Consider the following 25,738-nt stretch of genomic DNA (forward strand, 5'->3'; position numbering starts at 1 on the left):
TCCCGACACTTGTCGCTGCGATCTCATCCCGACCCCCTCAGGCCGCGTACCCTCGCGACCCATCGCCTTGCAGATACTCGCGTAGAAGAGCGCGGCCGCGATGAATACGGCTCTTGCATGCTTCGCGGGTGATGCCCAGGCGATCGGCCGCCTCGACGACGGTGAGCTGCTCCTCGATCTGCCCGATCACAGCGAGCATCGTAGACAAGGAGGGGTGTTCGGTCGAAAAGGGTTCAACAAGGCGTCGTGGCGATAGCAACTCCCCTGCAGCAGCCTAGAGGAGGGGGGCGAACCGCCCGATGCCCGCGTTCGAGTCATCAAAAACTCGCCGGACGCTCCCCCAGCGGCACACCGCCCGCGCCTGCCTTGAAGGTCAGCGGCGCCGCCGTTTCGGTCTGGCCGACGCCCGGACGGCTCCAGTCGCACACGCCGCCCGGAAACGCGGTCTGCAGGCGCGACCATTGGCCGCCGGTGAACGTGACCGGGGCGTAGTCGGCGGTGGCCAGCGGCTTGAGTTGGCACTTGAGGATGTCCTCGGTCAGCGGCCCGCCCGCCACCTGCCGCGGCGAGCGCTGCGGACGCAGCAGCGGGTCGGCGTCGCACGTGGCCTGGTCCAGGATCTTGGTGGTGCGGGTCAGGTCGGTCGACAGGTAGCACAGGTCGGCTGCGGCCGTCGGTCGCGCAGCGGCGACCTGCAGCTGCGTGCGGCTCGCATTGGTCCAGTCCTTGGGGCTCGACGCGACGAGCGCCGACAGCCACGCGTCCATGGCGACGAAGGAATCCAGCGTCGTGGTGGCCGCCGAGCCGGCCGGGCCGAAGCGCCAGAGGGCGTGGTTCGCGTGGCCGCCCGCCGCCGCATCGATGCGGGCGCGGTGCGAGTAGCTGCGCCAGTACTGGTGGATGCCCGCCTGGCCGATGGGCAGGTTGTAGGTCTCGTCGTAGGTGCGCAGGTCGATCGTCGCGACGTTGGCGAGGCTCTTGCCCGGCGAGACCAGGCCTGCCCGGTAGGCGATGGCGAGCGACGCCGTGTCCGCCACCGCGCGTGCCGTCGACAGCTTGCCGTCGGTGTCCGACCCGCCGATGCGCTCGTTGAGCGTGACGAACTCCTCGGCGGAGATCGCGCCCGACTGCAGCGCCTTGAGGCCGTACTGGATGCCGACGTTGTCCAGGTTGCTCAACGCCCGCGTCCCGCCCGACGCCAGCGCGTTGGCCGTCGCTCCGTACACGCCCACGGCGCCATCGGTGATGCCGCAGCGCGGGCCGGTCGGGTTGGCGACCGGGTCGTAAACCTGCGATGCCGGCAGCTGGCAGTTGTTGGTCGGCGCACCGGTCGCGACGATGGCGCCCGTGGCGTTGTCGGCGACGCCCACCGGCGTGTAGTTGCCGGCCTTGAGCAGCCCGCCGAAGAAGGTCGTCCAGCCATGGCAGGCGGTGTGGTCCAGGTGGCCGTTGATGGCGGCTTTCTTGGCATTGACCTGCGTCGGCGTCTGCCCGGCCTGCAGCGCCGTCCAGGCCGTGGATTGGTAGAAGTTGACGAGCTGCACGCAGTCCATCACCTCCATCGCCGTCGTCTCGGAATCGGCGAAGTCGACCCCGAGCTGCGTGCCGTCGATCACGCCGGGAAGGATCGACGCGACGCTGTTCTGGTTGATGGCGCCGCCCGACCCGCCGTTGCCCATCAGGTAGAGCACCTCGCCGTAGGTGTCGATGATGTGCTCCTTCATCATCAGCGTGGTCTCGGCGTTGAGATAGCGGTTCCCGTTGAGCTGGGAGTCCGTCATGCTGTTGTCGACCACCATGAAGCCGCGCGACAGTGCCGCGTCGTCGGCCCAGTTCTGCGACGACCGGAACTGGAGCCGCGGGAAGCCCGTGCCGGCGCCGAAGGAGTACAGCACCTTGCGGTTCCACTGCGATTGCGGCGCGGTCGCGGTCCAGGCGGCGGCCGTGGGGTCGAAGAGCACGGCGATGTCGTAGATGCCGCGGTTGATGGTGCCGCGCTCCACACGCACGATGTAGGGTACTTGCGCCCCCGTCGTCGTGGTCGTGAGCGCGACGGAGCCTGCTGGCGTCGTGCCCTTCGTGTAGGGCTGCAGGCAGGAATTGGCGGGCGTGGGTTGCGACGTGCCCTGCGCGGTCGGGCTCGGGTCCGGCAGCACGAAGGAACAGCCGCCGTCGCCCGCCGCCACGGAAACTGGCGTCAGCGTTCGGTAGAAGAGCTTGTACTCGGTGGCGATGCTGCACTGCGCATCCGTGGCGTTGGTCGACAGGCCGCTGGCGTTCGTGCCCGGCGCCGACGTGCTCGCTGCCGTCGGCGCCGGTGTGGCGCAGACGAAGGGCGTCGTTTGCACGCTGGACAGCACGGGCCCGCTGCGCGGCGCGTTCGTCACCGTGAGCGTGGCTTCGCGGCTGGCCTTTGTGCTGGCCTTGAGCGTGTTCGCGCCGACGGTCAGGCCGGTGGCCACCCCCGTGATGCGGCCGTCGGCGCGCTTGCCGAACGCGCTGCTGATGTCGGTGCCGTTCAACGTGACCTTCAGGCCGGTGGCATCGCCGCTTTCAGGCAGCACCTCGAGCAGCACATCGCCCCCGCTGACGAGGTCGGCGCGCGTCGACAGGGTTCGCAGTTCCATCTTGGCGGTGCCGGGCCCGTCGCCGGCAGGCAGCGGGAAGAAGGGCACGCCGCCGCCGCCACCTCCGCCGCAGGCGACGAGCGACAGGACGAGCGCCGCCGCGGAACCGAGTCGAAAGGTCCGTCGTGCAGCGCCCGGGCGGGGTTGAGTGAAATTCGGCATGTCGTTGTCTCCTTGTATCGATGCGGGGCGCTCGTCGGGTGGCGTTGCGCGGCATGAAGAAGACATGCGGTGCGGCGTGCGCCAGCGGGCATCGCGATACTGGAGCGAAAGGGCGCGGCAGGGCCTATCTTTGGGGCGCCAGTCGGATGACTTGGCGGGCCACTAAGGGTTTGCGAGGGAGGGGCGGTCGGGGGCCACTTTGAAGAGCTTGACGAACCAACGTTCGGCGCATTTCGGCCAGAAGGCGTCATTCGATCAAGACCGCTATCGACTTGCCTGCCATGATCGACAGCTATCAAACTTAGACGGAGACGGAACGGGCAATGGACACGAAGTTAGACGCCGAGCCATACAAATTTTTCTCGGGGTACGAATTGGTGCTCTCGCGATTCGGTCAATGGCCGAGCTTTCACGATGGCGAAGTGCATCGTCTCGTCCTCGACCGAATGAACCGGAATGCTCAGGGTTCATACGTTCCGACCGTCGAAATTCATGTGCGCGGCTGGACGATGAAGATGGTGGATGGGCGCTATGTGCTTGAGCACGACTCGGTTGTTCACCTGTTGTTCGAGGACGTGTTCGATTTTGAGCTTGAAGGATTCAATAGTCAGAACGTCCTGTCGTCGCTCAATCTTGAATTGGTGCCGGATGCAGGCGGCTGCACACGGGCGCTGCACATTGAGCTTGAGCACTGCTATATGTTCTGCGGACAGTTCAGCGCTCGCAAAGCTACGGTGCTTAAGGTGGAACCTTTCGCGGATTGATCGGCCCTGTCACAGTCGCCTGAGGCGCAACTGAACGACTGCTCTCTACGCCCCGCAGGGGTCACTGGAAGTCAGCTCACGACCCTTCGGCGTCACGAGCGGACGGCAGATTCAGGCCAGAACCAGACCTTCACAAGCAGGTTAGATTTGTGCCCATGACACGTTCACGAACGCCTCTCGAGACCGCCGCCGGCAAGCTCATCGCGGCGATTCAGAAGGAGTGGGGCATCGAAGCTGGTCAGCCGGAGTCGGCTGCAAGCGAGAACGTGATGCATGCTGCGCACGTCCTGCTTCAGGCAGCGTCCAAGTACGGGTCAATCGCGAGCGTCATCGGCTCGAACTCCGTTTCGACGTCCTTGGGCGAGCAGTGGGTTCAGGCCCATCCGCAAGTCCTGCCATACATCGCGGCCCTCGAAGGCGCTCAATGAGCGACGGACGCCAGACGGCCATGAGCGGGCCTTGGGCCGACTTCAATTTCAGGTGTCTCCGGAAGAGCCGTTGGCTATACGACGCTCGGCAGCTGCCTTCAGGTTAGGCCAACCCTCAAGAATCGAGATTGCGCCAGCGTGTCCTTGCGCTGCAGACATCCGCAGCAGAGCCTCGGCACGCGCGAGGACTACCAAGGAGCGATCTCTCATGGCCTTGCGATGCAACTCCATGAAGAGCTGGTGTTGCGCGTCTGGGTCGCCGGCCTCTGCTTGCTGTTCGCACTCCGCAACAAATGCTGCTCGCGCATGGTCAGCCTCGGCCTCGTAGTCCCTTATGCCGATCTTCGTTGCGTTGTTCAGGTCAATGAGGGAGAAGACCAGGCGACCAAGCTTCATCTCAGCCTCGTCCGCAGACCCTTCACGAAGAATTGCCACCTCGGGACATACCCCGTCAAACTCTTTCGCGCGAATCGCCGCTGTGTTCTCTACATCAGTTGAATAGAAGATGACCTTGCCGAGTTGCTCGTCAAGGTGAACCACCAGGTCCCGCTTCTTGCCTGCCATGCGTGTTCCCAATAGGTCGGATGTGTCATTCTGCATCCGGAGCGAACGGCAGGTTTCGAGGACTCTGGTTGACTGCAGTGGGCCCGAAGCGGACATGCTGGATGTCCTCGGCGCCACGCATCAGTCCGACTCAGGGAAGTGATCTCTGAAGGCCGTCCCGAAGGCAGGTGATCCAGTCACCGTAAGAGCAATCGTCACTCTGCCGGGCGACTGCGCCACGTCGACCCGCTGGCGCGCCAAGTCATAGGCAATCTTGAGCGGCGCATCGTGCTCGCCGACCGCTTGCAACTCGAAGTCCCACTCGCCGTTTTCCTGGACCGCTGACGGTTCGCCGAACTCGCGACACGCCCAGTTCAGCACGGCCTCCACCTCACGGAGCAGTTCCGGGACGCGAGCAGGCAGAACCGATGCCATCGCGTCGAAGCTGCAGGCGCCGCTTTCCTCGTCGGTAGATTCGAAGAGTAGGTATTCGAGTAGCACTGTCAACTCAGAGGCTACGCTCACTTCAACACATAACTCGCCAATACACTCTGCACCTCGTAGATGCTCAGCTTCTTGTTGAACTGCTTTTGAATCGGCGCCGCCGTGCCCGATATCCAGATCTTCAGCTCGGCATCCAGGTCGAAGGTGCCGGCCGTCTCGATGCTGAAGTGCGTGATGCTCTTGTACGGGATCGAGTGGTACTCGGTCTTGCTGCCCGTGATGCCTTGCTTGTCGACGAGCACAAAGCGTTTGTCGGTGAAGACGAAGTAGTCGCGAATCAGCTGGTATGCGTGCTCCACGATTTCGCCCGGCGCGAGGATCTGGCTGAACTCGCGTTGAATTTTTGTCGCATCGATCTTGGCTGCGTTGCCAAGCATTCCATCAAGCAGTCCCACGACCTTGTTCCTTTTCTGTGGAGTCGGCGCGCATCGTCGGGATGCGCAGGCTGCATTGTTGGGCAAATTCGCCGGCCGGCGTCAGGCGAAGCGGGGAAACAGCCCCTCGGCGTTGCCTCGGTCGATCGCAGCGCGCACGTCATGGTGAAGCGCGAACTCGTCGAAGAGGCGCGTGAAGTGCAACGAGCGTTCCTTCGGCGCATAGGGCCAGTCGCTGCCGAAGGTGATGCGCTGCGGGTCGGCGAAGGCCAGCAGTGACGGCAAGGCGTAGGGGCTGCTCGACAGCGCGGTGTCGAAATGAAAGCGCCGCAGTTGCTCGATGCCCTTGACGGGGTCGCCGTCCGGCGAGCACATGCGGGCGATGCGTTCGGCGGCGTAGGGAATGAAGCCGCCGCCGTGCGACAGGATGATCCTCGCACCGGGAAAGCGATCCATCCAGCCTCGTCGGCACATGTTGATGCCGGCGCGGGTGGTGTCGAGCAGGAAGTCGGCGACGAAGGGCGGGATGCCCGGCACCGGTGGCGTGGGCAGTTCGGAGGGATGCACGAACACGACGGCACGGCGACGGTCGAGCTCCTCCATCAAGGGTTCGATGGCCGCATCGCCGAGATAGGTGCCGCGCACGTTGGTCAGCAGCACCACGCCATCGGCGCCCAGTTCGTCGAGCGCGTAGGCGGCCTCGGCCAGCGCGCCGTCGACGTCGGGGAGCGTGAGGGTCGCGAAGAAGCCGAAGCGGCCCGGATGATCGTGGGACACCTGCGCGGCGAACTCGTTCACCTTGCGTGCCATCGCGCGGGCCTGTGCGTCGTCGCCCAGGTGCACGCCGGGCGTCGACACCGACAGGATGCCGGCGGCGATGCCGGCGCTGTCCATCAGGTCGAGCGCGCCTGCGGCACTCCAGTGAGGAATGGGCAGCCCGCCTGCCAGCATGCCCTGCTGGTCGAGCCAGGCGGCGTATGCCGGGGGCACGATGTGCTGGTGGGTGTCGATGCGTCGTGAGTCGTCGGCCATGGTCGGGTCCTGCAAGTGGTTGTCGGAATGGTCACTCGGCCTTCAGGCCGGCTTGTTGAACGGCGAGGGCCAGCTTCTTCTTCTCCGATGCAAGGAATTGGCGCGCATCGTCGATCGAGCCTCCGACCGGGTAGTTGGCCGTGGCCTGCAGCTTCTGTATCAACTCGGGCGACTTGAGCGCCGCGTTCACGGCCGCGTTGATGTCATGGAGCCGTGCCGGTGGCGTGCCCTGGGCCGCGAAGAGCATGAACCAGCCCGTGAGTTCCAGCCCCGGCACGGTGTCCTTGGCGAGCGGCATGCCTTCCAGGCCGGCAAGGGGGCGGTTGGCGGTCACGCCCAGTACGCGGAGGCGACCGGACTTGACGAGCGGCAGCAGCGGCGCGATGCCGTCCACCGACATGGCGGTGTCGCCGCCGACCACCGACTGCAGCGCCTGGCCGCTGCCGCTCATGGGCACGTTGTTGAACTGCGCGCCGCTCAGTTGCCCGAGCAGCACGCCGGCCAGATGCGGGACGGAGCCGCGCGTGGTGCTGCCGAGGGTCACGGTGTCGGGCTTGGCCTTCGCCTGCGCGATGGCGTCGGCCAGCGTCTTCGGTCCGGCGCTCGGGTTGGCCACGAACATCATGGGCGTGTCGGCCACGGTCACGACCGGCTCGAAGTCGGTGGCCAGGTCGAACTTCGCGGCGCGGTAGGTCAGGGGCGTCACGGTGGCGACGGCCGCGTGCACGAAGAGCAGGGTGTTGGCCCGGTTCGCCGCGGACCTGGCCGCCATCACCGCGACGATGCCGCCCGCACCGGGCTTGTTGTCGACGATGAAGGGCTGGCCCAGCCGGCGCTGCAGTTCGTCGGCGATCATCCGCGCGACGATGTCGGGCGCGCTGCCGGCCGGGGCCGGAACGACCATGGTCATCGGCGTGGCCGGTGCCTTGGTCTGGGCCTGGGCCGGCGCGGTTCCGGCGATGAAGAACGCGAAGGCCGTGCAGGCCGTGGCGCATCTGAGCAACTGCAACATCGACGTGTCTCCATCTCTTGTACGAATGGGTGCAGCGTAGGCCCAGCGCGAATTTCTGAATAGTGCAACGGGGCGAACTCTAGAATCCACCGCATGGATATCAGGTCGGTCGACCTCAACCTGCTGCCCGTGCTCGACGCGCTGCTCCGGCACCGCAGCGCAACACTGGCGGCACGCGAACTCAACATGAGCCAGTCGGCGCTGAGCACGGCACTGGGCCGATTGCGCGCGCTGCTGGGCGACGAGCTGTTCGTTCGCACCGGCCGGGGTTTTCGCCCCACGGCGCGCGCGAGCGAACTGGCCGAGCCCGTGGCGGAAATCATCGAGCGCGTGTCCGACCGGATCCTGCAAAGCTCGAGCTTCGACCCGAAGACGGCGCGTGCCGATTTCCGCATCGCTCATTCCGACGTGGGTGCCTATGTGCTGTGGCCGCGGGTGGTGCGCGCGGTACGTGCCAGGGCGCCCGGCGTGCAGTTGGCGTTGAAGACGCTGCAGCAGGACGAGATCGCGCCTGCGCTGGCCGAGGGGCAGGTCGACCTGGCCGTTGGCAGTTACCCGGGCCTGCCGGATTCGTTGTTTCAGCAACGCCTGTTCGAGCGCGTCTACGTCGCGCTGATGGCGGCGACGCACCCGCTGGCAAAAAAGACGGTGACGCTGCGCAGCTTCGCCGCATCACCGCAGGTGGTGGTGCGCGCAGCTTCGGGCGTGCAGGACCGCATCGACCAGGTGCTGTCGCAGCAGGGCCTGGCGCGGCCCCGGTGCGTCGAACTGCCCTCGTACCTGATGATCCCGCCCCTGCTGGAGGCTGGCGACTTCCTGGCCGTGGTGCCGGGCCAGCTGGCAGACGCTTTCTCGCGCCACGGGGGCTTCGTCAGCCGCAAGCTGCCGTTCACGGTGCCGGCCAGTGTCATCCGCATGCACTGGCACCGGCGCTTCAACGACGATGCCGCCAACCGCTGGCTGCGCGCGCTGATGGTCGAGGAGTTCGGCGCCGAGCCCGATTCGGCGAAGGGGCGCCTGCCTAAGGTCGCGCCTCGAACACCAGGTTGAACGGCGTCTGCGTGGCCCGCCTGAAGCGGCTGAACCCGCCTTGCCGGGCCACGTCGGCCAGCCGCCGCTCGCCGGCCTGTGCGCCGAGCGCCAGCCCGACCTCCTGCGAGAGCGAGCAGGGCGTGCAGACCATGGTCGACGCGGAATAGAAGATGCGGCCCACCGGGTTGATGTTGTCTTCCAGCCTGTCGTTGGCGAAGGGCTCGACGATCATCCAGATGCCGTCGGGCGACAGCGTTTCGCGCACGTGCGTGGCGGCGCCGACCGGGTCGCCCATGTCGTGCAGGCAGTCGAAGAAGGCCACCAGGTCGAAATCGCGGCCAGGGTAGCTCTTGGCGCTGGCCACCTCGAAGCGCACGCGGTCGGCCACGCCTGCCGCGGCGGCGCGCTCGCGCGCGGCGACGACGGAGGGTTCGTGGAAGTCGTAGCCCACGAAGGTCGAGGCCGGGTAGGCCTGTGCCATCACGATGGTCGACGCGCCGAAGCCGCAGCCGACGTCGGCCATGCGCGCACCGGCCTCCAGGCGCTCGCGCATGCCTTCGAGCGCGGGGATCCAGCTGGGTTCGAGGTTGGCGTTGTAGCCGGCGCGGAAGAAGCGTTCGGTGCCGGAGAACAGGCTCGGGTGATGCTCGTGCCAACCGAGCCCGGTACCGTCGCGGAAGGCCTTCTGCACCTTGTCCAGGTCGATGTACAGCGAACTCAGCACCTCGAAGCCGCCGACCATGAAGGCCGGGCTCGTGTCGTCGGCCAACACGAGGGCAGCCTCGGGCGACAGGGTGAAGGTCTGGGCGCCCGGGTCGTAGTCGACGAAGCCGCTCGCGGCCTGCGCGTTGAGCCACTCCTGGGCATAGCGCAGGCGCAGCCCGGTGCGCTCGCTGAACTGGTCGACCGTGACCGGTCCGGTGCCTGCCATGGCCTTGTAGAGACCGAGCCGGTCGCCGAGCATCACGAGCGGTGCGCTGGCGAGGGCGCCGAATTCTCCGACCATTCTTTCGAGCAGGGCATTGAGTTTGTTGTCATCGATCTGCATGGCTTGCTCTCTTTCCGAGGGAAGGGACGATCGAACCCGGCCACACGGCATGACGCACGCGGCCGGGCCACGCTGGAGCATGGGCTCCGCTCGGGTATTCGGATGGTCTTGCGCCGCGGTTACGGCGCCGGCGCTCAGCCGTAAGCCAGCAGCATCTTCAAGAAGCTGATGCCGTTGCGCTGCCCTTTGTCCTCGTCGCAGTTGTTGAAGATGATGTGCTTGTGCCTGGCCTTGTACGCCAGGCGCACCACCTCCGCAGCCAGTTCCTGCAGCTCGGGGTCGGGGTAGTCGTAGTCGAAGCGCTCGGCAGCCGATGCCGCGCCGCGGATGTTGTAGGTGTCGGTGTTGCGGCCGTGCAACCGCAGCAGCAGGTGGTCGGGGTTGGTGCTTTCCCACACGGCGGGCACGCTGTTGTCGGCGCCCTGCGGGCCGTCGACGATGGTGTGCACCAATTGGTGCTCGCGCAGAAAGGCCAGCGTGCTGGCGGTGCGCTCGGGGCTGTCCCACCACGACTTGTGGCGGAACTCGATGCTCAGCGTGTGGCCGGGCAGCCAGCCGATGCAACGCTCGATGTGGGCCAGGGCCTCGGGGCCGTACTTGAGGCGCGGCGGAAACTGGAAGTGCACCAGGCCCAGCTTGCCCGCCAGTCGCAGCGGCGCCAGGGCCTCGACAAAGCGCTTCCATAGCTCGGCGCGGATTTCCTCGGGCACGTCCTTGTAGACGAACTTGCGGCCCAGGCCCAACGCGGGCTGCAGGTCCTTGTGCAGCACCTTGGTCTCGGTGAGGTGGCCGGTGAAGAGCCGGAAGGCCTTGACGTTGAAGACGAAGGCCGGCGGCGTGCGCTCCACCCACAGCTGCGCGGTGGCGGGCGCGGGCATGGCGTAGTAGCTGCTGTCCACCTCCACCAGCGGAAAGATCGATGCGTAGTAGCGAAGGCGCGCCTCGGGCGTCTTGCAGTCGGCCGGGTAGAAGCGGCCGCAGTCGAGCAGGGTCTTGTCGGTCCAGGAGGCGGTGCCCACGAGATAGTCGTCCATGAGCGCATTCTGGCGGGCTGCGGCGAACTTCGTGAGGGCGCGGCGATGGTCACACGAGCCGAGGGCTGTCAGGCGAGCCGCGCTTGCGGTTCCGGGGCGGCGCGCGGCGCGGCCACCGCCGAGACGATGAGCGCGCGCATCTGTGCCGTGATCGCTGCATTGAGCGCCTGTGCCGTCTGGGTTCCGGCCTCGCGCGAAACGCCGAACTCGACCCGTGCCACCAGGTCACGGTACCGCGGCAGCGCCACCTGCAGCGCCGCGGCCAGCTTCTCCTTGTCGTGCGCCGTGCGGCGCAGCCACGTGAGCGGATGCCGCTGCGCGTCGGCAGAGATCACGTGGCTCACGAGCGCGGGCACGAAGCGCGTGTGCGGCGCGAGCCGGCCGAACAAGGCGTAGCTGTTCGACCAATTCAGCAGCGACGCCGCGGCCCGCGCCGGGCCGAAGGTGGCGGGGTCGGGCTCGATCTCGCCGGCCGGAAAGGTCAGCAGCGCACCGCCGTCCTGCAGATGCCGGGCGGCGGCCCGCACCACCGCCATGTGCCCGCTTTCGTCTTCGGGCAGAAAGATCAGCTGACGCGCGACGTTGGGCAAGGCGCGAAGAAAAGGGCGGTCGAGCGCGATCACGCGCAGGTCGGGCCGGCACGCCAGGCTGGTGAAGAGCGCCACGGTGTCCGTCATGCCGGGATGGTTGGCCAGCACGACCACAGGCCCTTGCGCAGGCACGTGCTCCAGGCCCGAGGTGAGGATGCCCGAGGTCATGCGGCTCACCAGCCATGCACTGCCCTTCGACAGCCCATGCTCGCCGACGCGCGTGTCGAACTCGTGCGCGGTCCGCGCGAAGCGCCGGGCCGAGGGCCGCAGCACGCGGCACAGCGGCGTGCCGCGCAGGCGCAGCAGGCCGATCGCATCCAGCAGGTCGGCGATGTTGAGTTCGGTCAGCGTCTCGATCGATGGGGCGACGGTGGTGCTCATCTCTTCATGGGCCACCCTTGCGAGCCGGCGGCGCGTCCGGCTCGAAGATGGGGTAGCGATGCGGCGTCCAGTATCGTCCCTGCGGGAAGCGGTTGCCCTCGGTGGTTTTCTTGTAGTAGTCCTGCCAGTGCCGGGCCGCGGCCCAGATGGCCTCGGGGCACGACGCACGCGACTCGAGCCCCGGCGTCAGGTCGAATTGTGCCGCGGCGCAGGCGATCTCCAGCATGCACGCGGACGGGATGCCGTAGTTCTCGTGCAGCGGATTGGGCGTGCGCGCGGCACCCCACGAAAACGCCAGCCAGCGGATGACGTGCTCCAGCGCGTCGAGCGTCGATCGGCTGCGCTTGAAATCCTCGATGCGCTCGAGGATCTGCGCCTGCGGTGTCGGCAGCGCGATCACCGCGATGTTGGGGAAGCGGGTCGCGTCCTTGAAGCGGCCGATCGGCACCTCGACCACGCCGTTGACCTTGGTCGAGAACGCCGGCGGCCCCGGCTGGATCAGCGGCACGTGGATGGCCGTGGCGCCCTTCAGCGACGGCCGCACCAGCTTGACCAGCATCGCGTCCGACCAGAACGAAGGCAGCATGTCGCGCCGCAGGTGCGACTGCGCGAGCCGCAGGCGAAAGGCCATCATGTCGTCGCCGCCCAGGAGCACCACGTAGGTCCACTGCGTCTGGTCGCCGGTCTGCATCTGGGCGACGGCGCGCTCGCCCCAGGCGAGGTTGTCCTCGGCGTCCCCGCGCTTCAGGGCCGTCAACTCGGGATTCTCGGCGGCGCGCGATCGGTCTCTTCTGATCATGGGCGTGCTTTCAGGTGGGCCGGAGCGAAAAAGGGCCGAAGGAACGGGACTTGGCGAGCGCCTTGTCCCGCGAGATGCCGTAGTAGGTCACGCTGAACTCCGCGCCGGCGCCCGCGCGCGCGAACGACACCATGGCCACCTGGTCGCCGATCAGCGAGGGCTCGACGGCATCGATCAGGTAGCGGCCCTTGGGCCCGAACTGCTTGGGCACCTTGGCGGCGTCGGCGTGGCGTGGCCAGGGCCGGGCGGCGTTGAAGGTGCGGTTCTTCCAGGCCGTGAAGGCGTCGGTGGGGCTGTCGATCAGGCACGACGGCGAAGAGATCACTTCGTACAGGGGCGTGCCCCGGCTCGGCAGGTCGGTGCCGCGGGCGACGCGGCCCCAGTGCACGTCGCCGGTGATGTAGACCAGCGGTACGCCGTGATCGGCCAGACGGGCGATCTGCGCCGAGAGCTCGTCGAACTCCTTGTAGTTGGGCATCTCGGCATCGGCCAGGTGCTTTTCGAGGATGTTGGGCTTGCCGATGAACAGGGCCTGGCCCGAACTCAGCACGCCGATCGACCGGTCGCCCTGAAGCAGGTCGTCGATCCAGCGGTCGAAGGCGGCGCGCGCGGGCGGCTGCATCAGCCGGTCGCCGTCGTTGTCGCGGCCGCTGCGCAGGTCGAGAAAGAGCATCTTCAGCGGGCCCACGTCCAGGCGCGATGCGCCGTCCGTCGATGCGTCCGAGGCCTGGTAGTCCTCGAAGAGCTCGAGCGACGCGGCCTTCCAAGCATCGAAGGCCTCGCCCGACAGGGTGTCGGGAATCTGCGCCTGCCGATAGGGGTAGTTGTTCCAGAACTCGTGGTCGTCGGGCACGCAGACCACCGGCGCACGCGCCAGCACCGAGCCCAGGCCTGGCGTGCCGAGCGCGGTCGACGCCCAGTTCTGCCGGTACTTGTTGCCCAGGTCGGTGCGGATCTCGTCCGCGCTGCGGGGCCGCCGGAAGGTGTGCAGCGGCAGGTCGGCATAGACCTGGTCGCCGGCCATCAGCGTGAGGTTCGGCCGCAGCTTGATCTGCGACACCACGTCGCCCAACAGGCCGCGGTCGTCGAGCGGCTGGTAGTAGCAGGAGCACAGCAGGATGTTGAAGCCGCCGTCCAGGTGCGGCGCCAGCTCGCGCGGCAGCAGGTCGGTGGTGAACTCGAACAGCTCGCCGCCGGCCTGCACCCGGACGCGATAGGGCCCGGCGCCGGCCGGCCTGAAGGCATAGATGCCCTTGTAGTTGCGGCCTTGCCCGTCGCGAATCGGCTTCGGCACGTCGCCGCGGTCAGGCGCGGTGGGCGTCCCGTTGATCGTGAAGGCGGGCCGTGCCGGCGGCTGGGCCGCGCCGAAGATGCCGACCCATATCCGCAGCTCGCCGTCGTGGTTGGCCTGCGCGTACGCGGTGAGCATCATGGATGGAAGACGGCGCGAAGGTGGTTGCTGGTTCCCGGATGCGCATCGTGCTCCAAAACGCCGGGGCCTTGCAACTGCCACAGGGCATAGGCCGGCCCGCCGGCCGGGCTGGGCCTGGGCCTGGCCTCAGGCCGGCGTGCGCGGCAGCCGCACGCTGAAGAGCGCGCCTTCGCCGAGCGCGCTCTCCACCGTCACGTCGCCGCCATGCCGCCGCGCGATCTCGCGCGTGATGTAGAGCCCGAGGCCCAGGCCGCCCGCATGCTGCCGCCCGTCGGCGCTGCGTTCGAACTGCTCGAAGATGCGTGCGTGGTCTTCCGGCGCGATGCCGGGGCCGCGGTCGCGCACCGTCATCTCGGCCGCGTCGCCCAGCGCCCGCACGCTCACCTCGATCGCGCCGCCGCCGCCGTAGCGCACGGCGTTGGTCAGCAGGTTGGTCAGCACCTGCTCGATGCGGAACTCGTCCCACACGCCGTCGATGCGCGATTCGGCGTCGGGCAGCACCTGCAGCGAAATGGTGGCGTCGGCCGCCTCGGCCTGCTGGGCCATGCCGTCGACCACGCGGCGGGCCAGGGCGGCCAGGTCGGCCGGCTTGGGCTGGATCGACAGCGCGCCGCGGCGCATGCGCGTCACGTCGAGCATGTCGTCGATCAGCCGCACCATGTTGCGGATCTGGTGCTGGTCGCGCGCGACCATGGCGGCCAGCTTGTCGGGCTCGAAGTTGGCGAGGTTGCCGCGGTCCAGGTGCAGCTTGCGCACCTGCGCTTCGAGGTACAGCGTGTGCAGCGGCGTGCGCAGTTCGTGCGACACCATCGACATGAAGTCGTCGCGCATGCGCACCGCACGCTCCAGCTCGGTCTGCGTGGCGCGAAGCTCCTGCACCAGCGTCTCTTGCTGCCGGTGGGCGGCGGCCAGCGCTTCCATCTCGCGGTCGAGCGCCTTGCGGTGGCGGTTCAGGTCGACGAACACGCTGACCTTGCTGCGCACGGCGTGCGTGTCCAGCGGCTTCTGCAGGAAGTCGACGGCGCCGCTCTCGTAACCCTTGAAGGCGTAGTTCAGCTCGCGGCCCGCGGCGCTCACGAAGATGATCGGAATGTGCCGCGTGCGCTCGGTGCCGCGCATCATCTCCGCCAGCTCGAAGCCGTTCATGATGGGCATCTGCACGTCGACGAGCGCCAGCGCGAACTCGTGCTCCAGCAGCAGCGCCAGCGCCTGCTCGGCGGAGGTGGCCTGGAACACCTGGCGCCCCTCGCCGCGCACCAGCGCCTCGAGCGCGAAAAGGTTCTCGGGCAGGTCGTCGACCAGCAGCAGCTTGCTCACGACGTCATGGGGCATGGTGGTGGGCGGCATCCAGTTTCAGCAGCAGGGCGCGAAGCTCGCGCAGGGGAAGAACGAAGTCGGGCGCCTGGCGTGCGATGGCGGCCTCGGGCATGGTGGGCACCTGGGCCTCGGCCGGGTCTTGAACGGCGCACAGGCCGCCGGCCCGGTGAATGTCGTGCAGGCCGCGCGCGCCATCTTCGTTGGCGCCGGTGAGCAGCAGGCCGGCGAGGGCGGGGCCGTAGGCATCGGCGGCCGACGTCATCAGCACGTCGATGGACGGGCGCGAGAAGAGCACGGGCGGCTCGCAGCTCAGCGAGAAGCTGCGGTCGCGCTCGATCGACAGGTGATAGCTCGGCGGCGCGAAGTACAGGCAGGCGGCCTCGACGGGCGCCTTGTCCTGCGCCTCGCGCACCGCGAAGGGCAGGCGATGGCGAAACACCTCGGGCAAACGGCTTTCGTGCCCCTCGGGCAAGTGCAGCACCACCACGATGGGCAGGCGCCAGGTGTCGGGCAGCCCGGCGAAGAGCAGGCCCAGCGCCTCGACGCCACCTGCGGACGCGCCCACGACGATCGCTTCGACGCGCGGCAGGGCCTGGCTGCGGGCGTGGCGCGTCATGTGGCCTTGCGGAAGACGCGCTCGGCGCGCGACAGCACGTCGAAGCGGCCGGCGTAGGCGGAGAAGTCGATGCTCTCCTTGCTGCCCAGGCCCAGGAAGCCGCGGTGGCACAGCGACTCGTGGAAGAGGCCCAGCGCGCGGTCCTGCAACTGCCGGTTGAAGTAGATCAGCACGTTGCGGCACGACACGAGCTGCGTCTCGGCGAACACGCTGTCGGTGGCCAGGCTGTGGTCGGCAAAGATCACGTCGGCGCACAGCGAGAGGTCGAAGCGGGCCGCATCGTAGGCCGCGGTGTAGTAGTCGGAAAAGGCGCGCTGGCCGCCGGCGCGCTGGTAGTTGGTGGTGTAGCGGCGCACGGCCTCGAGCGGAAAGATGCCCTGCCGTGCCTTCTCGAGCGAGACGGGGTTGATGTCCGTGGCGTAGATCTGCGTGCGCGACAACAGGCCTTCTTCGCGCAGCAGGATCGCCAGCGAGAACACTTCCTCGCCGGTGCTGCAGCCCGCGATCCACACCTTGATGGTCGGGTAGGTGTGCAGCATCGGCACCACCTGCTGCCGCAGCGCCATGAAGTAGCCCGGGTCGCGGAACATCTCGCTCACCGGAATGGTGAGGTACTGCAGCAGCTGGCCGAACACCTGCGGCTCTCGCAGCACGCGCTCCTGCAGGGCCGAGATGGTGGGCAGGCCCAGCTCGTTCAGTGCGTGCAGCACGCGCCGCTTCTGCGACGAGCCGGTGTAGTCGCGGAAGTCGTAGCTGTACTTGAGGTAGATGGCTTCCATCAGCAGGCGCAGCTCGATGTCGCTGTCGCTCGGCGGCTGCATCGGCGGCGGGGCGCCGGTGGTGGCCGCGCTCACAGCCGCTCCATGCGCGGCATCCACACGCGGATCAGCGAGAACAGGCGGTCCAGGTCGACCGGCTTCGCCAGGTAGTCGCTGGCGCCGGCGGCGAGGCATTGCTCCTGGTCGTCCTTCATGGCCTTGGCGGTGATGGTGATGACGGGCAGCTTCTCGAAGCGCGGGTCGCTGCGCAGGCGGCGCGTCGCTTCGAGGCCGTCCATCTCCGGCATCATGACATCCATCAGCACCAGGTCGATGTCGGGGATCTGGTCGAGCCGTTCGAGCGCCTCGCGGCCGTTGCGGCCCACTTCGACCTTGGCGCCGCGCTGTTCGAGCGCGCTGGTCAGCGCGAAAATGTTGCGCACGTCGTCGTCCACCAGCAGGATGCGCCGGCCTTCGAGCACGCGGTCGCGGCCGCGCGCGGCACGCAGCATGCTGCGGCGTTCGCTCGACAGGTCGGATTCGACCTTGTGCAGGAACAGCGTCACCTCGTCGAGCAGCCGTTCCGGCGAGCGCGCGCCCTTGATGATGATCGAGCGCGAATAGCGCATCAGCTCGGCCTCTTCGTCGCGCGTGAGGTTGCGGCCGGTGTAGACGATGACGGGCGGGAAGGAAACGATCTCCTCCGTCGCCATGCGCTTGAGCAGCTCGCCGCCCTGCATGTCGGGCAGGCGCAGGTCGGTGACCATGCAGTCGAACACCTTCTGCTTGAGCAATTCGAGCGCCTCGCCGCCGGTCTCGACCGCCGTGATGGCCACGTCGTCGTCGCCGATCAGCCGCACCACGCTCTCGCGCTGCAGCGCATCGTCTTCCACCAGCAGCACGGCCTTGACCTTCTTGGCCAGCCGGTCCTCGAACTTCAAAAACACCTGCTTGAGCTGCTCGCGCGAGGCGGGCTTCAGCGCATAGCCGATGGCGCCCATGTGCAGCGCGGCCTCGGTGTTGTCGACGGCCGAGATCACGTGCACCGGGATGTGCCGGGTCGACGGATCGTCCTTGAGCCGCTGCAGCACCGACAGGCCCGCATCGTCGGGCAGCCGCATGTCGAGCAGGATCGCGTCGGGCTGGAACTGGGCCGCCATGCTGTAGCCCTCGGCGGCGCCGTGCGCGACCAGGCAGCGGTAGCCCAGCTCGTGGGCCAGGTCGTAGAGGATGTGCGCGAACTGCGGCTCGTCTTCGATGACGAGCACGCGGCGCGTCTGGTCGCGCGGCAGGGCGCGGTCGTCGGCGAAGGCCGGCGGCACGTCGGGCGCGGGAGCCGGCGTGGTGGCGGGAACGGGCGCCGGTGCGGCGGCGGACGGCGCAGGCCGTGACGACGGAAAGGTCACCGATCCAGCCGGCGACTGCGCCGCGGCCCGCGCCTGCGGTGCTGCGGCCGGCAGCTCCAGCGTGAAGGTGCTGCCCTGCCCGGGCACGCTCTGCACGGTCAGCGTGCCGCCGAGCAGCTGCGTCAGGTCGCGCGAGATCGACAGGCCCAGGCCGGTGCCGCCATAGCGCCGGCTCGTGGTGCCGTCGGCCTGGCGGAAGGCTTCGAAGATCAGCTCCTGCTGGTCGGCCGGGATGCCGATGCCCGAGTCGGTGACGGCGAAGCGCACGCCGCCGCCCGGCGTGGGCGTCAGCGCGAGCCGCACTTCGCCGCGCTCGGTGAACTTGAGCGCGTTCGACAGCAGGTTCTTCAGGATCTGCTCGGCGCGCTGGCGGTCGGTGACGATGCTGGCCGGCAAGCCGTCCGCCGGCACGAGGCGGAACGCCAGGTCCTTTTGCGCTGCCAGCGGCGTGAAGACCGATTCGAGCCCCTGCGCCAGGCGCGCCACCGACACCGGCTCGGGCACGATCTCGAGCTTGCCGGCTTCGACCTTCGAGATGTCGAGGATGTCGCTGATCAGCATCAGCAGGTCGTTGCCCGACGAGTAGATGGACTCCGCGTACTTCACCTGCTCCGCGTTCAGCGTGCCGGGCGCGTTGTCCGCCAGCAGGCGCGACAGGATGAGCGCGCTGTTGAGCGGCGTGCGCAGCTCGTGCGACATGTTGGCCAGGAACTCCGACTTGTAGCGGCTCGCGCGCTGCAGCTCCCGGGCGCGGTCTTCCAGCTCGTGCTGGGCGTGGCGCAGTGCGGTATTGCGCAGGTCCAGCGCTTCGGTGCGCTCCGAGAGCTGGCTGTTGGTCTGCTCCAGCTCGGCCTGCTGGTTCTCCAGCGAGGCCTGCGATGCGCGCAACGCGCGCGACTGTTCTTCGAGTTCTTCGTTGGCCGTGCGCAGCTCTTCCTGCTGCACCTGCAGCTCTTCGTTGAGCTGCTGTGTCTCGGCGAGCGCCTGCTGCAACTGCTCGCGGTAGCGCACCGAGGCCACGGCACTGCCCACGTTGCCGGCCGACTGGGTCAGCAGCTCGCGCGTGCGTTCGTCGGGCGTGCGCAGCAGGCCCAGTTCGACCACGCCGTTGACGTTGCCGTCGTGCGTCACGGGCAGCAGCACGGCGGCGGCCGGCGCCATGTCGCCCAGGCCCGAGTTGACGCGCAGGTAGTCGGACTGCACGGGCTCGACCAGCAGCAGGCGCCGCTCGGCCGCGGCCTGGCCTACCAGGCCTTGCTGCGCGGCGATCACCTGCGGCGTGGCATCGGCCTCCCGCGAGAAGCCGTAGCTCGCCACCCGCCGCAGCGCGCCGTCGCGCTCGCGCAGGTACAGCGCGCCGACCGCGCTGCCCACGTGCCGCGCGAAGAAGGCCAGCACCTTTGTGCCCATGATCTGCGCGCCCAGTTCGCCGACCAGCTCGCCCGCCAGCTCGGTGCGCGCGTCGCGCAGCCAGGCCTGCCGCTGCAAGTCGTCGGCAAAAGCCGCCTGTTCCTTGAGCACCGCGTCGTAGCTTTCCGACAGCCTCATCAGCTGCCGGCGGCCGAAATAGCCGAGCAGGCCGGTGGTGAGCAGGGTGAAGAAGACGAAGGCCACGACGATCCAGAGGGCCGTGTTGTTGGCATCGCGGCTGCGCTCGACGCGCAGCGTTCGTTCGGCATCCAGAAAGGCCCCGTACTCGGCCCGCATGGTGTCGGTGAGCCCCTTGCCGCGCCCCAGCCGCACGGCGCTCTGGTAGTCGCCGCCGGCACGCCGCAGGTCGATCATCTCGCGCGCGAAGGTGTTCCAGGCCGTCTGCATCGTGGTGATGCGGCCCACCCGCGCCACCTGCGTCGGGTTGTCCGACACGAGGTTGCGCAAGCCGTCCAGGTCTGTGCCAACGCGCGCCAGTGCCGACTCGTAGGGCTGGAGAAACGTGTCGTCGCCGGTGATCAGGAAGCCGCGCATGCCGGTTTCCATGTCGATGCTGCGGCGCTGGATCTCGGTGGCGCTGCTGGTGACGCGGTCGGTGTGCTCCACCCATCCGATCACCGTCAGCAGGTACACGATGAGGCCCACGAAGACCACGGCGCCGAGCACCCCGCCCAGAAGCGGCAGCTTGAGGTTGCGGCTCAGCAGTCGCTGGAATTCATGGGGGTCGATCGAGGTGGTGGGCATGTGGCGAGGGATGGAGCAAGCAAAACCCATGAAGCTTGCCCGACATCGGGCCGGTTGCCTGTCGGAAAACACCGCAAGCGGCGCCACGCAGGCCGCTTCGAGGGGCGCTAGTGGCGCGGTGCCGTCGACGCAGTATCCGTCATCTCCGAGCGCATCACCCGGTGCGCCACCAGCAGCCAGCCGGTGGCCCAGGCCGCGCCGATGGCCCAGCCGGCCAGCACGTCGGTGGTCCAGTGCACGCCCAGCGCGATGCGGCTGATGCCGACCAGGAAGGTCGCGATGGCGGCGATGGCCAGGATGCAGACGCGCTCGACCCAGCGGCTGCGGGTGTTGGCGGTGAGCGCACCCACCGTGAGGAACACGATGGCGGACATGCTGGCATGGCCGCTCGGAAAGCTCATGCCCCACGCCGCATAGTCGGCGAAGGCCAGGTCGGGCCGCAGGCGCCCGAAGGCGGGCTTGAGCAGCAGGTGGATGAAGGCCGCGCCCAGGGCGGTGGACGCGGCCACGAGCAGGGCCGAGACGCGCGCCGACAGCAGCGCCAGGTAGACCACCGTGGCGGCGATCACCAGCGTCAGCACCACGCTGCTGCCCAGGCCGCTCAGGTCGCGCATCGTGTGGCCGAACCAGGGGTGGGCTTCGCGGTAGCGCTGCGCGGCGTGCAGCAGGGCCATGTCGAGGGCGTGCGTCTCGCCTTCCATCACCTCGCTGGCCAGCAGCACGAACAGCAGCAGGAGCAGCACGACCGAGAGCCCCGCGATCAGCGGCGCCGCGAGCGAGCGCAGCGCGCCGATGTGGCGCAGGCCCAGGCGCTCGAAGCCTTTGGGCCGCCGCGGCGGACGCGCCTCCCCCGGGTGCGTGGACGGTCGGGGATGATGGGTCGGGCGGTGGTGGGTGGTCACGAGGCAGAGGGCAGAGGGCAGAGGGGCGCTGGCGACGGGCCAGTGTCCACGGAAGGGCGCAGCCGCGCAACGGCATGCGCCCTGGATGGACGAGGCCATCGGAAATCGGACCATCGCTCCGCGGGAAAGCACCCTACAACCAGTGCCGCGCGTGAAGGCTAGATTCCGACTACGCTGGCGCTGCGATTTCTCGTCGCACCCAAGTCGGCGTCAATCACTGCGGAGAAGCAATGAATACGACACAACCGCCCCAGAGCGGCGAGGAAGAGAAGGAAGAACCCGTGCTCAAGTCGACCGGCGTGCCTGGCCTGGACGACGTGCTCGGCGGCGGCCTGTCAGCCGATCGGCTCTACCTGCTCGAAGGCCAGCCTGGTGCCGGCAAGACCACGATCGCCATCCAGTTCCTGCTGGAGGGCGCGGCGCGCGGCGAGCCGGTGCTGTACGTGACCTTGTCCGAAACCAAGGTCGAACTGCTCGACGTGGCGCGCTCCCATGGGTGGAAGATGGACGGCATCGACGTGCGCGAGATGCTGCCGACGTCCACCGCGCTCGAGCCCGACGAGCAGTACACGATGTTCCACCCCTCCGAAGTGGAACTCGGCGAGACCACGGTCAGGCTTCTGGCCGACGTCGACGCCATCAAGCCCGCCCGCGTGGTGTTCGATTCACTGTCGGAACTGCGCCTGCTGGCCGGCAGCTCGCTGCGTTACCGGCGTCAGATCCTGGCGCTCAAGCAGTTCTTCGCCGGGCGGCATTGCACCGTGCTGCTGCTCGACGACCTGACCGCGGCGGGCCAGGACCTGCAGGTGCAGAGCATCGCGCATGCGGTCATTCGCCTGGAACAGATCAACCCCGACTACGGCAACTCGCGGCGCCGGATGGTCGTGACCAAGTACCGCGGCCGCGAATTCCGCGCCGGCTATCACGATTACAAGATCGTGCGTGGCGGCCTGGCCGTGTTCCCGCGGCTGGTGGCGGCCGAGCATCGGCCGCCGTTGACGCAGACCCGCATTCCCAGTGGCCTGACGGCGCTCGACGAGCTGTTGGGCGGCGGCATCGAAAAGGGCACCAGCACGCTCTTCGTGGGCGCACCGGGCACTGGCAAATCGACTGTGGCTGCGCAGTTCGCGCTGGCGGCCGCCAAGCGCGGCGAGTGCTCGGCGCTCTTCATCTTCGACGAGAGCGTCAGCACGCTGCGCACGCGCTGCGCCGGCCTGGGCATGGACCTGGGGCCTTACATCGATTCGGGCCTCATCCGGCCGCGGCAGGTGGATCCGGCCGAGCTGTCGCCCGGCGAACTGGTGCACGAGATCCGAGAGGCGGTGTCGGTGCACAACGCCGCCGTGGTGGTGATCGACAGCCTCAACGGCTACCTGAATGCCATGCCCGACGAGCGCTTCCTGATCGTCCAGCTGCATGAACTGCTCACCTACCTCGGACAGGCGGGCGTGGCGACGATGATGGTCGGCGCGCACCACGGTCTGATCGGCTCGCAGATGCAGGCGCCGGTCGATGCCAGCTACCTCGCGGACTCCGTGGTGCTGCTGCGCTACTACGAGTACGACGGCGAGGTGCGGCAGGCGATCTCGGTCGTCAAGAAGCGCGGCGGTGCGCACGAGCGGACGATTCGCAGTTTCCACATGGGCAGCTACGGCATCCAGGTCGGGCCCCCGCTGCGCAACTTTCGCGGCGTTCTCACCGGCGTGCCGATTCCCGTCGGGCCGGTCACTGGCATGGATGCATCCGAATCGTGAGCAACAGCCGCACGCCGTCGCCCCTGGAACAGCGCGTTCTGCTGCGTGCGGCGACGACGCGCGACGCCCAGATGGCCAGCGCGGTGCTGGAGCGCGCCGAATTCCTTCCGCATGCCTGCGAGAGCGTAGCGGACCTGGTGCACGAACTCGAACGCGGCGCAGGCGCGCTGCTGCTGGCCGAAGAGGTGATGGGCGCGGACGAGATGGCCGCGCTGACCGCTGCGCTGGGCCAGCAGCCGCCCTGGTCCGACCTGCCCATGCTCGTATTGGCGCGGCAGGGTGCCAATTCACGGGCCATCGCGCACGTGATGGAGGAGTTCGTCAACGTCACCGTCATCGAGCGGCCGATGCGCGTGGCCGCGCTGGTGAGCGCCGTGCGCACTGCGCTGCGGGCACGGCGCCGCCAGTACGAGATGCGCAACCTGCTCGAGGGCCTGCGCGAGGCCGACCAGCGCAAGACCGAGTTTCTGGCGACGCTGGCTCATGAGCTGCGCAACCCGCTGGCGCCGCTGGGCACCGCTCTGGCGCTGCTGACGCGCAAGAAGCCGCCGGCGGAAGAGGCGGTGAAGTACTACGAGCTGATGGCCCGGCAGGTCGAGCACATGGTGCGGCTGGTCAACGACCTGATGGAGGTGTCGCGCATCACGCGCGGCAAGATCGAACTGCACCGTGCGCCGGTGCTGCTCGACGCGGTGATCGACGATGCGGTCGAGTTCAGCCGGCCGTTGCTGGAGCGCGCCGGGCACCGGCTGGACATCGAGCCGGCCGGCGAGCCGCTGGTGGTGAGCGGCGATGCGGTGCGGCTGACGCAGGTCTTCTCGAACCTGTTGAACAACGCGGCCAAGTACACGCCGCCCGGCGGCCGCATCGGGTTGACGGCGCGGCACGAAGGGGCCCAGGCCGTGATCGCCGTCAGCGACACGGGCACCGGCCTGGCGCCGGAGATGCTCAAGTCGATCTTCGACATGTTCGTGCAAGTCAGCGGCACCGCGCGTGACGCGCAGGGCGGGCTGGGCATCGGGCTCACGCTGGTGCGCAGCCTGGTCGAACTGCACGGCGGCAGCGTCGAGGCCGCCAGCGAGGGCCTGGATCGTGGCGCCACCTTCACCGTGCGCCTGCCCTTGTCCAAGTCCATGCCCGCCGCCGGCCGGCGCGCGCGGGGCTCGCAGGACAACAACCATGCGAGCGCGCTCGAAGCCACCGTGCTGGTGGTGGACGACAACCGCGACGCGGCCGACAGCCTGGCCGAGCTGCTGGGGTCGATGGGCGCCAGCACGCTGGTGGCCTACGGCGGCGAAGAGGCGCTGACGCTGTCGCGCGACCACGCGGTGGACATCGCGGTGCTCGACATCGGCATGCCCGGCATGGACGGCTGCGACCTCGCGCGGCACCTGCGCGCCGCGCCGGGCGGCGGGCAGCTCAAGCTGATCGCGCTGACCGGCTGGGGCCAGCGCGGCGACCGCGAACGCATCGCGGCGGCCGGCTTCGACCATCACCTGCTGAAGCCACTGAACCTGCCGGAGTTCATGGGGCTGCTGTAGCCGCCCCGATGTCCGGCACGCGTTCACTCCGGCAGCGTCGTGCCCCGGTACTCCGCGAGTTCGGTGCGGCGGAATTCGCCGGCGGGAATGCGCTGGTCGGGCAGGTCGGGGAAGTTCGCGACGATGTCGCCGCGCTCGCGCTTCCAGCAGCCCTGCACCGCGCCCTGGCCCCACCAGCTGAGGTAGGCGACACGGGCCGGCGCCTCGCAGGCACCGCGCGCGTCGGTCAGGCTCATGGTGTCGAAGTCGGCGCCGTTGGTGGTGAAGAGGATGGCCGGCGGCGAATCGCAGGCGGCGATGCACAGGCAGGCAGCCAGTGCGCTGGCGTGAAGAATCTTCATGGTCTTTGCTCCCTCGCGGCCGAACACGACGCGGCCGCGCGAAGCCATTGGAAGCGGCCGCCGCGGCGCCGTCATCCTCCGCGCGGATGAGGAAGCCGGGGCGCCCTCAGCCGACCGCCACGCCCACCTTCGCGCCGGCCGCGACGATCTCGCCCCAGGTTGCGTCGTCGATCCAGATGCCCTCGCGCTCCCGCGCGGCGCGCGCCTTGCGCTCGGGCTCGCCGGCGATCTGCACGCCCTCGAAGCCCTGGCCCGGCGGGCTCTGGCGCAGCCAGTCGACGAAGGCACGGGCTTCCTGTTCGAAGGCGACCTGCGTGCCCAGGCGGGCCGGGTCGATCACGATCGCCAGCATGCCGTTGAGCACCGTGCGCGCGTTGTCGGCCGGCCGGTGCCAGGTGCCGCTGCCGGTGAGCGCGCCGCCGAGCAGCTCGCAGGCGACGGCCATGCCGTAGCCCTTGTGCTCGCCGAAGGTCATGAGCGCGCCGAACAGGCCGTTGCCTTGCGGCACGACGACCACGCCGGGGTCGTCGGTGGGCGCGCCTTGCTCGTCGATCAGGTAGCCGGGCGGCACGCGCTCGCCCTTGTTGTGGGCCACGCGCATCTTGCCCTGCGCGACCCGGCTGGTCGCGTAGTCGAGCACGAAGGGTTGTTCGCCCTGGATGGGGATGCCGATGCAGCACGGGTTGGTGCCGAAGCGCCCGTCGCCACCGCCCCAGGGCGCGACGACCGGGCGCGATAGCACGTTGACGAAGTGCATGGCCACCAGCCCCTGCGCGGTCGCCATTTCTGCGAAGTGGCCGATGCGGCCCAGGTGGTGCGCATTGGCCAGCGAGAGCACGCAGGTGCCGTGCTGCTTCGCGCGCTCGATGGCGAGTTCCATGGCCTGGACACCGACGATCTGGCCGTAGCCACGTTGACCGTCGAGCGAGAGCATGGGGCCGGCGTCGAGGTTGATCTTGACGGCGGCGTTGGGCTTCAGGCCGCCTTCGGCCGCGGCCTCGACATAGCGCGGCACCATGCCGACGCCGTGCGAATCGTGGCCGCTGAGGTTGGCGAGCACGAGGTTGTCGGCGACCTGCTGCGCCTCGGCGGGCGTGCTGCCGGTGCCGGCAATGATGGCGGCGACCTGGGTACGGAGGAGGGGGGCTTGGATGGTTTGAGGCATG

The 25,738-nt window shown here is 68.5% G+C and carries 24 protein-coding genes; 5 read left to right on the top strand and 19 right to left on the bottom strand.

All coding sequences use genetic code 11. The annotated features are described in order from the left end of the window. Positions 1 to 37: 37 nt before the first annotated feature. Together B0W80_RS34740 and B0W80_RS05990 are read right to left on the bottom strand one after the other, a co-directional pair. Entirely contained in the window at positions 38 to 199 is a 162-nt protein-coding gene (locus B0W80_RS34740; protein ID WP_143684505.1) for an RNA polymerase sigma factor, read from the bottom strand. A gap of 118 nt (positions 200 to 317) precedes the next feature. Continuing rightward, on the bottom strand, positions 318 to 2,789 hold the full coding sequence (locus B0W80_RS05990) for a DUF6351 family protein (protein ID WP_076998202.1): 2,472 nt from the start codon (positions 2,787 to 2,789) through the stop codon (positions 318 to 320). A gap of 323 nt (positions 2,790 to 3,112) precedes the next feature. Between B0W80_RS05990 and B0W80_RS05995 the strand changes: the two genes are divergently transcribed. Both B0W80_RS05995 and B0W80_RS06000 read left to right on the top strand, forming a co-directional pair. Continuing rightward, positions 3,113 to 3,553 carry an Imm50 family immunity protein gene (locus tag B0W80_RS05995; protein ID WP_076998203.1) on the top strand — a complete coding sequence of 147 codons (441 nt, stop codon included), beginning with the start codon at positions 3,113 to 3,115 and terminating at the stop codon, positions 3,551 to 3,553. A gap of 149 nt (positions 3,554 to 3,702) precedes the next feature. Then, on the top strand, positions 3,703 to 3,981 hold the full coding sequence (locus tag B0W80_RS06000; protein WP_373038280.1) for a hypothetical protein: 279 nt from the start codon (positions 3,703 to 3,705) through the stop codon (positions 3,979 to 3,981). Between the two features lie 48 nt (positions 3,982 to 4,029). Here the strand turns inward: B0W80_RS06000 and B0W80_RS06005 are convergent, their stop codons facing one another. From B0W80_RS06005 to B0W80_RS06025, 5 genes are all read right to left on the bottom strand, one after another. Beyond that, positions 4,030 to 4,545: a hypothetical protein gene (locus B0W80_RS06005; RefSeq protein ID WP_143684497.1), complete on the bottom strand. Its 516-nt coding sequence runs from the start codon at positions 4,543 to 4,545 to the stop codon at positions 4,030 to 4,032. A 120-nt stretch (positions 4,546 to 4,665) separates the two neighbouring features. Then, positions 4,666 to 5,031 (bottom strand): hypothetical protein, encoded by a 366-nt coding sequence (locus B0W80_RS06010; RefSeq protein ID WP_143684498.1) that lies wholly within the window; start codon positions 5,029 to 5,031, stop codon positions 4,666 to 4,668. A 14-nt stretch (positions 5,032 to 5,045) separates the two neighbouring features. Next, positions 5,046 to 5,423: a PH domain-containing protein gene (locus tag B0W80_RS06015; protein WP_076998206.1), complete on the bottom strand. Its 378-nt coding sequence runs from the start codon at positions 5,421 to 5,423 to the stop codon at positions 5,046 to 5,048. 81 nt (positions 5,424 to 5,504) lie between these two features. Beyond that, the gene (locus tag B0W80_RS06020) at positions 5,505 to 6,434 is read right to left on the bottom strand and encodes an amidohydrolase family protein (RefSeq protein WP_076998207.1); all 930 of its coding nucleotides are present in this window, start codon (positions 6,432 to 6,434) and stop codon (positions 5,505 to 5,507) included. Between the two features lie 31 nt (positions 6,435 to 6,465). Further along, complete coding sequence (locus B0W80_RS06025) at positions 6,466 to 7,446, bottom strand: tripartite tricarboxylate transporter substrate binding protein (protein ID WP_083745213.1); 981 nt, start codon at positions 7,444 to 7,446, stop codon at positions 6,466 to 6,468. Positions 7,447 to 7,539: 93 nt separating this feature from the next. Between B0W80_RS06025 and B0W80_RS06030 the strand changes: the two genes are divergently transcribed. Beyond that, a complete protein-coding gene (locus B0W80_RS06030; protein ID WP_076998208.1) occupies positions 7,540 to 8,496 on the top strand; it encodes a LysR family transcriptional regulator in 957 nt (318 codons plus the stop codon). On the opposite strand, the gene B0W80_RS06035 is transcribed toward B0W80_RS06030, so the two are convergent. From B0W80_RS06035 to B0W80_RS06080, 10 genes are all read right to left on the bottom strand, one after another. Further along, positions 8,468 to 9,526: a class I SAM-dependent methyltransferase gene (locus B0W80_RS06035; RefSeq protein ID WP_076998209.1), complete on the bottom strand. Its 1,059-nt coding sequence runs from the start codon at positions 9,524 to 9,526 to the stop codon at positions 8,468 to 8,470. The genes B0W80_RS06030 and B0W80_RS06035 overlap by 29 nt on opposite strands. Positions 9,527 to 9,660: 134 nt before the next feature. Further along, the gene (locus B0W80_RS06040) at positions 9,661 to 10,560 is read right to left on the bottom strand and encodes a DUF72 domain-containing protein (RefSeq protein WP_076998210.1); all 900 of its coding nucleotides are present in this window, start codon (positions 10,558 to 10,560) and stop codon (positions 9,661 to 9,663) included. Between the two features lie 68 nt (positions 10,561 to 10,628). Next, the gene (locus tag B0W80_RS06045; RefSeq protein WP_076998211.1) at positions 10,629 to 11,531 is read right to left on the bottom strand and encodes a 1-acyl-sn-glycerol-3-phosphate acyltransferase; all 903 of its coding nucleotides are present in this window, start codon (positions 11,529 to 11,531) and stop codon (positions 10,629 to 10,631) included. A gap of 4 nt (positions 11,532 to 11,535) precedes the next feature. Beyond that, entirely contained in the window at positions 11,536 to 12,330 is a 795-nt protein-coding gene (locus B0W80_RS06050) for a hypothetical protein (RefSeq protein ID WP_076998212.1), read from the bottom strand. Positions 12,331 to 12,340: 10 nt separating this feature from the next. Further along, complete coding sequence (locus B0W80_RS06055) at positions 12,341 to 13,762, bottom strand: alkaline phosphatase D family protein (protein WP_076998213.1); 1,422 nt, start codon at positions 13,760 to 13,762, stop codon at positions 12,341 to 12,343. A 126-nt stretch (positions 13,763 to 13,888) separates the two neighbouring features. Continuing rightward, positions 13,889 to 15,094 (bottom strand): hybrid sensor histidine kinase/response regulator, encoded by a 1,206-nt coding sequence (locus B0W80_RS06060; protein WP_076998273.1) that lies wholly within the window; start codon positions 15,092 to 15,094, stop codon positions 13,889 to 13,891. After that, positions 15,084 to 15,695: a chemotaxis protein CheB gene (locus tag B0W80_RS06065; RefSeq protein WP_076998214.1), complete on the bottom strand. Its 612-nt coding sequence runs from the start codon at positions 15,693 to 15,695 to the stop codon at positions 15,084 to 15,086. The genes B0W80_RS06060 and B0W80_RS06065 overlap by 11 nt, the downstream gene beginning before the upstream one ends. Next, the gene (locus tag B0W80_RS06070; protein ID WP_076998274.1) at positions 15,692 to 16,516 is read right to left on the bottom strand and encodes a protein-glutamate O-methyltransferase CheR; all 825 of its coding nucleotides are present in this window, start codon (positions 16,514 to 16,516) and stop codon (positions 15,692 to 15,694) included. Before B0W80_RS06070 ends, B0W80_RS06065 begins: the two co-directional genes overlap by 4 nt. 29 nt (positions 16,517 to 16,545) lie before the next feature. Next, complete coding sequence (locus tag B0W80_RS06075) at positions 16,546 to 20,034, bottom strand: response regulator (protein ID WP_076998215.1); 3,489 nt, start codon at positions 20,032 to 20,034, stop codon at positions 16,546 to 16,548. A gap of 107 nt (positions 20,035 to 20,141) precedes the next feature. Then, positions 20,142 to 20,936: a phosphatase PAP2 family protein gene (locus tag B0W80_RS06080; protein ID WP_179106842.1), complete on the bottom strand. Its 795-nt coding sequence runs from the start codon at positions 20,934 to 20,936 to the stop codon at positions 20,142 to 20,144. Between the two features lie 230 nt (positions 20,937 to 21,166). On the opposite strand from B0W80_RS06080, the gene B0W80_RS06085 reads away from it, so the two are divergent. Together B0W80_RS06085 and B0W80_RS06090 are read left to right on the top strand one after the other, a co-directional pair. Then, positions 21,167 to 22,690, top strand: coding sequence for an ATPase domain-containing protein (locus tag B0W80_RS06085; RefSeq protein ID WP_076998216.1), 1,524 nt, complete (start codon positions 21,167 to 21,169; stop codon positions 22,688 to 22,690). After that, complete coding sequence (locus B0W80_RS06090) at positions 22,687 to 24,231, top strand: ATP-binding protein (RefSeq protein ID WP_256856501.1); 1,545 nt, start codon at positions 22,687 to 22,689, stop codon at positions 24,229 to 24,231. The genes B0W80_RS06085 and B0W80_RS06090 overlap by 4 nt, the downstream gene beginning before the upstream one ends. A 23-nt stretch (positions 24,232 to 24,254) precedes the next feature. On the opposite strand, the gene B0W80_RS06095 is transcribed toward B0W80_RS06090, so the two are convergent. Both B0W80_RS06095 and B0W80_RS06100 read right to left on the bottom strand, forming a co-directional pair. Then, a complete protein-coding gene (locus tag B0W80_RS06095) occupies positions 24,255 to 24,572 on the bottom strand; it encodes a hypothetical protein (RefSeq protein WP_143684499.1) in 318 nt (105 codons plus the stop codon). 106 nt (positions 24,573 to 24,678) lie between these two features. Continuing rightward, a complete protein-coding gene (locus tag B0W80_RS06100) occupies positions 24,679 to 25,737 on the bottom strand; it encodes a malate/lactate/ureidoglycolate dehydrogenase (protein ID WP_076998218.1) in 1,059 nt (352 codons plus the stop codon). Between the last annotated feature and the right edge of the window lies 1 nt (position 25,738).

The organism is Variovorax sp. KK3, assembly GCF_001984055.1.
Classification (GTDB): Bacteria; Pseudomonadota; Gammaproteobacteria; order Burkholderiales; family Burkholderiaceae_C; genus Variovorax.